Source organism: Thomasclavelia sp., from assembly GCF_017889095.1.
Classification (GTDB): Bacteria; Bacillota_I; Bacilli_A; order Erysipelotrichales; family Coprobacillaceae; genus Thomasclavelia.
Map to the genome: position 1 here is coordinate 1 of NZ_JAGHEW010000279.1, position 8742 is coordinate 8742.

Annotated in this window: 8 protein-coding genes and 1 rRNA gene; 6 read left to right on the top strand and 3 right to left on the bottom strand. The window is 29.6% G+C overall.

Annotated features, from left to right (window positions below; translation table 11 throughout):
- The first annotated feature begins 4 nt into the window (after window positions 1-4).
- The 6 genes from rrf (at window position 5) to J7M77_RS12450 (ending at window position 6188) form a co-directional block, all read left to right on the top strand.
- Window positions 5-113, top strand: a 5S ribosomal RNA gene (rrf, locus tag J7M77_RS12425).
- 158 nt (window positions 114-271) lie between these two features.
- Window positions 272-1276 (top strand): glycosyltransferase family 4 protein, encoded by a 1005-nt coding sequence (locus tag J7M77_RS12430; RefSeq protein ID WP_296879033.1) that lies wholly within the window; start codon window positions 272-274, stop codon window positions 1274-1276.
- A 14-nt stretch (window positions 1277-1290) separates the two neighbouring features.
- Entirely contained in the window at window positions 1291-2319 is a 1029-nt protein-coding gene (locus J7M77_RS12435) for a lysylphosphatidylglycerol synthase transmembrane domain-containing protein (protein ID WP_296879035.1), read from the top strand.
- A 4-nt stretch (window positions 2320-2323) separates the two neighbouring features.
- Window positions 2324-4312: a RecX family transcriptional regulator gene (locus tag J7M77_RS12440; RefSeq protein WP_296879036.1), complete on the top strand. Its 1989-nt coding sequence runs from the start codon at window positions 2324-2326 to the stop codon at window positions 4310-4312.
- Window positions 4305-5258 carry an OB-fold nucleic acid binding domain-containing protein gene (locus J7M77_RS12445; protein ID WP_296879038.1) on the top strand — a complete coding sequence of 318 codons (954 nt, stop codon included), beginning with the start codon at window positions 4305-4307 and terminating at the stop codon, window positions 5256-5258. Before J7M77_RS12440 ends, J7M77_RS12445 begins: the two co-directional genes overlap by 8 nt.
- Window positions 5259-5303: 45 nt before the next feature.
- Window positions 5304-6188, top strand: a complete 885-nt coding sequence (locus tag J7M77_RS12450; protein ID WP_296879040.1) for a radical SAM protein — start codon at window positions 5304-5306, stop codon at window positions 6186-6188.
- A 27-nt stretch (window positions 6189-6215) separates the two neighbouring features.
- Here the strand turns inward: J7M77_RS12450 and J7M77_RS12455 are convergent, their stop codons facing one another.
- Genes J7M77_RS12455 through J7M77_RS12465 form a run of 3 tightly spaced genes read right to left on the bottom strand, consistent with a single transcriptional unit; the run spans window position 6216 to window position 8531 of the window.
- Window positions 6216-6620, bottom strand: a complete 405-nt coding sequence (locus J7M77_RS12455; RefSeq protein WP_296879042.1) for an HIT family protein — start codon at window positions 6618-6620, stop codon at window positions 6216-6218.
- A gap of 55 nt (window positions 6621-6675) precedes the next feature.
- A complete protein-coding gene (locus tag J7M77_RS12460) occupies window positions 6676-7533 on the bottom strand; it encodes a hypothetical protein (RefSeq protein WP_296879044.1) in 858 nt (285 codons plus the stop codon).
- Window positions 7533-8531, bottom strand: coding sequence for a peptidylprolyl isomerase (locus tag J7M77_RS12465; RefSeq protein WP_296879046.1), 999 nt, complete (start codon window positions 8529-8531; stop codon window positions 7533-7535). The genes J7M77_RS12460 and J7M77_RS12465 overlap by 1 nt, the downstream gene beginning before the upstream one ends.
- Window positions 8532-8742 lie beyond the last annotated feature (211 nt).

The following is an 8742-nucleotide window of genomic DNA, read 5'->3' on the forward strand; positions in this document are numbered from 1 at the left end:
AAGATCCGGTGGCAATGGCATGATGGAAACACCTGTACCCGTTCCGAACACAGAAGTTAAGCATCATAGCGGCGAAGATAGTACTGCGGTGCGAAAAGAGCACGCTGCCGGTCCTTCTTCTTTTTTTTTATTTTGCATATTTTCATTTATGATCATGATACTTTCAAAACAAAAACCGGGATCACTTCCCGGTTTTTTTGGTAAAGATAAGTAAAACTAGTTATTTCTTTAAATAGATCCATATTTGTAGTATAATAAATGTGGTGATAAAATGAAAGTTAAGTTATATTTTGGACAAGAAGATTCAATAAAAAAATCTGGGATTGGAAGGGCTTTTGTTCATCAAAAAAAGGCTCTAGAATTAACCGGAATTCCTTATACAGTTGATAAAGATGATTTAGATTATGATATCTTGCATATTAATACTGTATGGCCTGATAGTTATAAAATGATTAATCAGGCTCGAAAAAATAATAAAAAAATTATATATCATGCTCATAGTACTGAAGAGGATTTTCGTAATTCTTTTATGTTTTCAAATACTGTTTCTGGTATTTATAAAAAGTGGTTAATTAATTTATATACAAAAGGCGACTACATAATCACTCCTACTCCATATTCAAAACGTTTATTGGAATCTTATGGCATACAAGTGCCAATAACAGCTATATCTAATGGCATTGATTTAGAACAATTTAATCCAACCAAGCAGCAAATCGAATTATTTGAGCAAACATATAATATCAAAGATACTGATATAATTATAATTTCAGTTGGCTGGCTCTTTGAACGCAAAGGATTTGATACATTTGTAGAGGTTGCAAGAAGGTTGCCAAATTATAAATTTATGTGGTTTGGTGATGTTAAAATGTCAATGCCTACAAAAAAAATAAAAGAATTATTAGATGATTTGCCTAAGAATGTTATTTTACCTGGTTATGTTAAAGGTGATGTTATCAAAGGTGCTTATGGAAGATGTAATCTTTTTTTCTTCCCGTCTCGTGAAGAAACAGAAGGAATCGTTGTTTTAGAAGCTTTAGCGAGTCGATGCAATATTTTACTTAGAAATATACCTGCCTTTTCAGACTGGCTTTATAATGGCGTTAATTGCTATATGGGAGATGATACTGATGATTTTGTGGATTTGATAATAAAAATAGTTAATCATGAATATCCTTCTTTAAAAGAACAAGGTTTTTTAGTAGCGAAAGAAAGAGAACTAAAAAAAATAGGAAAAGAATTGTTAGAGGTATACAAACTTACTTTAAGCCTCTAAAGTAGAGGTGGATTATGAAAGATAATTCTAAAAAGAAATATTTATTTAATTTTGTATTAATTATTGGTATTGGTGCTACTGTAATTTATTTTACAATGAAAGATGATTTGAAAGCATCAATTAACGCTTTACTTACTGCTTCAGCCGGATGGATTTTCATTTCTTTTTTGTTAATGATAATTTATTATCTTTTTGATGGAATTAATCTATATACATTTGGCAGATTATATAAAAAAGATTATACGTTTAAGCAGGCGTTTGTTAATGCAATATCGGGAACGTTGTTTAATGGTTTAACGCCATTTTCTAGTGGTGGTCAATTTGCTCAGGTCTATATTTTTAATAAGCAAGGGATAGCACCTACTAATTCAGCAAGCATTTTATTAATGGCCTTTATTGTTTATCAATCGGTTTTAGTTTTATTTACGGCAATAGTAATGTTGTTAAGATTTTCTGCTTATAGTAAAATATATTCTGAGTTTTTTTCATTGGCTATCCTAGGTTTCGTTATTAATTTTTTTGTTATTGCAGGACTATTTTTAGGAGCTAAATCAAAGTGGTTACAAAATTTTTTATGTAACTCAATAATTAAAATTTTAAGCAGAGTTAGAATAATTAAAAACTACGAAGAGACAGTTATAAAGGTTTCGCGTTCTTTAGAAAATTTTCGTCATGAATTGGGGATCCTTCAAAAAAATAAAACTGTTATTTTAAAATCCTCTTTATTAAATTTAGGTAAATTGCTTATTATCTACAGTATTCCTTTTTTTGCTGCTAAAGCATTAAATTTGGATGTTAGATTTAGCCAAATTTTTGATTTTATTGGTATTTGTTCTTTTGTATATATGATAACAGCATTTGTTCCTATTCCTGGAGCTAGTGGTGGTAGTGAGGGCGTGTATTACATGCTGTTTAGTCCGATTTTATCTGCGGTAGGGACTTCAACCACCCTATTAATTTGGCGTTTTGTGACATATTATTTAGGGTTAATTATAGGTGCAATTGTTTTTGCAACAAATAGAGAAATAAACGGAACGGAGTGAATATATGAAAATTGCTATCTTTTCTGATACATATACACCTGATCTAAATGGGGTGGCTACATCAACAAGAATTTTACGAGATGAATTGATTAGACAAGGTCATGATGTAGTTGTAGTTACTAGTGAATTACCTAGTGATACTGATTATTATGATGATCCATCAGATAATGTTTTAAGAGTGCCGGGCTTGGAAATTCAAGCCCTGTATGGTTATCGCGCTTGTAATATTTATTCTTTTAAAGGAATGAGAGAATTAAAACGAATGAATATTGAAGTGATTCATGTTCAAACTGAATTTGGAATTGGTATATTTGGTAGGATCGTAGGAGAAGTTTTAGATATACCTGTAGTTTATACATATCATACGATGTGGGCTGATTATACTCATTATGTAAATCCAGTTAATTCAGAAGCTTTGGATGGTCTGTTTAAAAAAGCGGTTTTTCGAATAAGCAAATTTTATGGAGATAAAAGTGCTGAATTAATTGTACCTACTCAAAAGACCAAAGAAGCTTTGGAAAATTATGGGTTAGACAAAAAAGTGCATATTATTCCTACAGGATTAGAACTAAATAAGTTTGATCCTAAAAATAGAAATGATAAATTAATTGCTCAAATAAAAGAAGAATATGGAATCAAAGATCAGTTTGTAATTACTTTTTTAGGAAGGATTGCAAAGGAAAAAAGCATTGAATTAATAATTGATGCTATGAAAGAGCTTGTAAAAATAGATACAAATATTATATGTATGATTGTTGGTGGCGGGCCACAATTGGAAGAATTAAAAGAATTAGTAAAAGATGATCATATTGGTAAGTATGTGATTTTCACGGGACCTAAGCCTAGCAATGAAGTTCCAAGCTATTATCACATATCAAATGTATTTGTGTCAGCATCAGTTTCAGAAACACAGGGATTAACATATATTGAAGCAATGGCTAGCGGGATTCCTGCAATTGCTCGCTATGATAAAAATTTAGAAGATGTAATTATTGATGGAGTCAATGGTTATTTTTTCAATGATGTTAATGAACTGGTTGATATTTTAAACAAATTACTAAATAGCGATTTTTCTAAGCTGGCTAAGTCAGCTTATGATAGTGTAAAAAAATATAGCAGTGAAGTATTTTGCCAAAAAGTTCTAGATGTTTATGAATTAGCAATTAAGAAGAAAAAATATTTCTACACTGTAAAATCTATTTATCCAATAAAAAATGGATTGAACGAAGTAGTCTTTTTATATGATGAAAGTGAAATAATTGTTGAAGTCAGCAATAAAAAAATAGAGTATTATCAATTAGAGCCGGGGACAGTTATCGATAAAGAAATTTTTGATGCTTTAAAAGATTTTGAACAAGTAACTCGGGCATATCATAAAGCGCTAAAATTATTAACTGTTAAAGATTATACTTATAAACAGATGAAAAAGAAATTAATGGATAGCGGTGCTTATGATGATACACAGCTTGATGCTACAATGCAATTATTACAAGAAAAGAATTTGATCAATGATGAAGCATATACTGAAAACTATCTAAAACGTTGTTTAAGACTTGGAATTGGATTGAATAAGGCGGTTTATAATTTACGTAATTATGGAGTAGACAGCGCAATTATTGATCAGGGACTAGAAGAATTAGATGATAATAGTGAGTATCAGGAAGCTACTGCTTTAATCGATAATATTTATAATCGAAATAGTAATTTTTCATATAAAGCAATGTTGAAAAAAATACGTGATAAATTATATGTTAAAGGTTTTACATCAGATACAATTGAACGTGCATTAAGTGATTATGATTTTGAATATGATGCTGATAAAGAACATGAGGCATTAGAGAAAGAATTTAATAAACAAAAATCTAAATTTCAAAAAAAATATCAAGGATCACAATTAAAAGAAAAAATCATTGATACTCTATTAAGAAAAGGTTACAATTATGAACATATCAAAGAGTTATTAAATGAAGAAGGAGCATTAGATAATGAATAAAATATATGAATTAAAACCCGGTGATGAAGGTGCTGTTATTGAAGCACTGGTTAATCGTGTGGTTGTTGGAAAAACAAATGGTGCGAATCGTTCTACCTATTTAAGTATTACATTACAGGATAAAACAGGTACAATTGATGCTAAATTATGGAATGCTAATCCTGAGCAAGTTGAAAAAATAAAAGCTGGCTGTGTTGTTCAAGTAATGGGTGATGTAATTAGATACAATGAAGACCGTCAGATGAAAATCATTAAAATAAAAATTACATCTAGTGATGCTAAAGAACAAGTTAAATTTTTAAAAAGTGCACCAGAAAGCGGTCAAAGTTTAATCGATGAAATAACTCAATATATTGAACGAATTGATAATCTTAAACTAAACCAGTTGGTTAAAACAATTTTTAACCGCTATGTAGACAAGCTTTCAATTTATCCAGCAGCTAGTAAAAACCATCATGAATATGTATCTGGGCTTGCATTTCATACTTGTAGTATGCTAAGAATAGCTGATGCAATTTGCAAACTGTATCCATCATTGAATAAGGATCTACTTTTTGCTGGAATTACATTGCATGATTTAGGAAAGACTGTTGAATTAAGTGGTCCTGTTGTTCCAGAATACACGGTCGAAGGAAAGCTGTTAGGACATATTTCAATTTCTCAGGCAATCATTAAAGAAACAGCTGATGAAATGCATATTGAAGGTGAAGAAGTGGTATTATTGCAGCATATGATTTTATCTCATCATGGTAAAAATGAATATGGATCACCAGTATTGCCACAAATTAAAGAAGCTGAAGTATTGTATTTGATTGATAATATGGATGCTAGAATTAATATGTTGGAAAAAGCTTTAGAATCAGTTGAGCCGGGAAGTTTTTCAAAACGTGTTTTTCCATTGGAAAATAGAGCGTTTTATAAACCTAAAATTGATGAAATTGACTAGAAAGTATGCAAAGTCATACTTTCTTTTTATAACAGGAGTATAGAAATGGAGTTTGTCGATGCTAAAACACTATTAACGAGAGTAAAATATGGAAATCAATGGTATGGGGTAGATTATAATATGAATTTATACCGGGGCTGCAATCATCAATGTATTTATTGCGATAGCCGTAGTAACTGTTACCATATTGATCATTTTGATATTGTTCGCGGCAAGCGAAATGCCCTTATAATTTTGGAACAAGAGCTGCTTAGAAAAAGAAAAAAAGGGATTGTTGGTGTTGGCGGAATGAGCGATACTTATAATCCATTTGAAGAAAAATATGAACAAACAAGAGGTGCTTTAAAGCTATTTTTAAAATATGGTTTTGGAGTTTCAATTGATACAAAAAGTAATTTAATTCTTAGAGACCTTGACTTATTAAAACAAATTAATAATCGAAATAATGTTATTGTTAAATTTACAATAACAACTCCTGACGACCAACTGTCAAAGATAATTGAGCCGGGCGTATGTGTTTCTTCCAAACGTTTTGCTGCAATTAAACAATTGAGTGATAATGGTATTTTTACCGGAATTATGTTAAATCCAGTATTACCATTTATTACGGACAAAGCTGAAGATATTAAAAAAATTGTCAAAATGGCTAGTCAAAATAATGCAAAATTTATTCATACATATATGTCAGTAACATTAAGAGAGAATCAAAGAGATTACTATTATGAAAAATTAGATCAATATTTTCCAGGGTTAAAGCAAAAGTATTTTCAGTATTATCGTAATACATACGACTGTTTAGTTCCTAATGCTAAAGATCTATATCGGCTGTTTACTGAAGAGTGTCGTAAATATGGTATTTTGTATGATATGCAAGATATTATAACGGCATACAAAAAAGAAAAATGTTTTGAACAAATATCATTATTTTAAAAAAAGCGAGATTACTCGCTTTTTTGATTATTTCGTAATTTTTAAAAATAAATCATCTAAATCTACTATTTTACTACGATCAGTAAAATTGATTTCAATTTGATCATTGTTATCATATCGTGGAATTATATGAAGATGAAAATGCATTACTGTTTGGCCAGCTACTTCATTAGCGTTGGTTAAAATGTTAACACCGTTAGCATTTAGTTTTTCAACAATTAGATTAGCGACTTGTTTAGTTATTTTTATCGTATGTGCCAATGTCTCATCATCTACTTCTAAAAAGTTTTTAAAATGCTTTTTAGGAATTACAAGTGTATGACCATTAGTTGTTTGACTCAAATCCATAAATGCTAAACAAATATCATCTTCATATATTATTTTTCCCGGTATTTCTTTATTAGCAATCTTACAAAAAATACAATTTTCCATTTGTCTAATTCCTCCATATAAATATTTTAACATATAAAAAGATAAGGGGTAACCCTTATCCAAAATAATCTTCATTTTCTTCTTTGATTTCATCTTTAATGGCATCTTCATATACATCAAAATTATATTTTCGTAGATAATGGATCCCCATTTTAGTTGAAATATTACTTATAGAAGATAGATTCTTTTTAATTTCATCAGTCAAATCATCAATATTAGAATTATATACATAAACGACAGCATATTTAGAATCTGATGTTTTAATTACTTTACTGTAAATACCATCTTTTGTAAATTTATCTAATTTTTTAATGATATTTTCATCAATACTGCTAGATTCAGTAGTAACCATACCCTCATCGCTACCACTATTTTCATTCATTAAAGTATCAAAATCAGCACCGTCTTTTACTTGGTCAATAATGTTTAATGCAGCTGATTCAGTATCTAAAGTAATTAATTTAAGATATTTTACTTTATAATCTTTAACTAAATCATCATAGTTATCATTGATGTATTTATCTAATAATAAGTTTTGTTTAACACCATCAGTAATTACTTCATCAATATATTCTTGTGCAGATTCATAGCCTGATTGTTTAGCATATTCTTCAAGTGAAATACTTAAAGAACTTGTATAAGAAGCAACTTGTTCATCAATTGCAGCCTGGATCTGATCTTTATCAGTAATTTCTTGATCAGCAATGTAGGTTAGAGCTAGTGCAAGAACTTCAGAACTGCCATATTGTTTTAGAAGATAATGATAAATATCGTTTTTACTGATAGAAACATCATCTCCAGAAATGACAGTTTTATCACCATCGCTTACTTCTGTTGAATAATTTACTTCATTAGAAGAACCACACCCCACTAATAATGTTGCAATTAAGGCTAAAGGAATTATTTTTTTCATTATTGATTTCCTCCTCGACTAGTTTCTCGTTCTTCTAGAGCTTCTGTTACAATTTGGTTGACTAGTTTTTCAACTTCTTTATCATCGTATTTAAGATTATATGACTGATATGCTAGATAATACATATAGTTATCATAAGCAATCAAAGGGGTATCAATAGATAGATCTTTCTTTATCTTCTTTTTAATACTGTCTTTGTCGCTGTTAGTAACTTTAATAAAATAATACCCATCAGTACCTTTAATAGCGCTACTAACTTGATCTTGTGCTAAAGCAAAAACTTCCGATTCTACAGCTTCACCATAAGTACTAGAAAGATAACTAGTTGTATCAACAATACCTAATTTACCATCATTTTTATTAGTATTATCATCATCAGAATACTCACTTGCAATATCATTAAAACTTTTGCTTGTAGCCAATAAAGCTTGAATTTCAGCAAGTTTTGCGGATTCTTCTTCAGTTGGATTTTCAACATCGCTCATTGAAATTTTAATGATACTTGCTTCGCGAGGTGTAGCTTGACTATAGTAATCGTCATATACTTCATCAAAGTTTTTTTCTACATAATCAAGTAAAAAATTACTTCTTTGGTATGCTTGAATCATGTATTCACGATATTGTTCCATTGATTCAAATCCACTTGAAGTTAAAGCTTGATTTAAATATTCTTCATAATCTTCACCATAATTGCTTTCATAATAATTTTTTACTTGTGAAATAGTTTCATCAGCATCAGTTTCCATATCATCATCAACTGGAAATTTTTGATCAATCAGTTGCTGCAAAACAGCATCAAAATAAGTATTTTTACCACTAGCAGTAGAGATAATATCATTAAATACATCATCAGCTAGAATATTTTTAGTTTTATCACCTTTTTCTAATGATGCAATGACATCTTTTCCATCATCAGTTACTGTTTTTGAATTATTTTGACAGCCAGTTAATAAGAAACTAGTTACAACGAATGCTACTGCACATTTTCCTAATTTCATATACTTCCTCCTCGTAATTATTATAGCGTTTCAATTATACTATTAATTGTTGCTAATTTCAATAAAATAGGCAAAAACACATTGCCAATTGTTATTTTAACATATTTTATAATATGTAGGTGGTAGGGGGGATTTGATGAATAACTGCAGATGTCATGATGTGCATGTATATGTATTATTTATTATTTTAGTTATTATCGGAATCTATTGT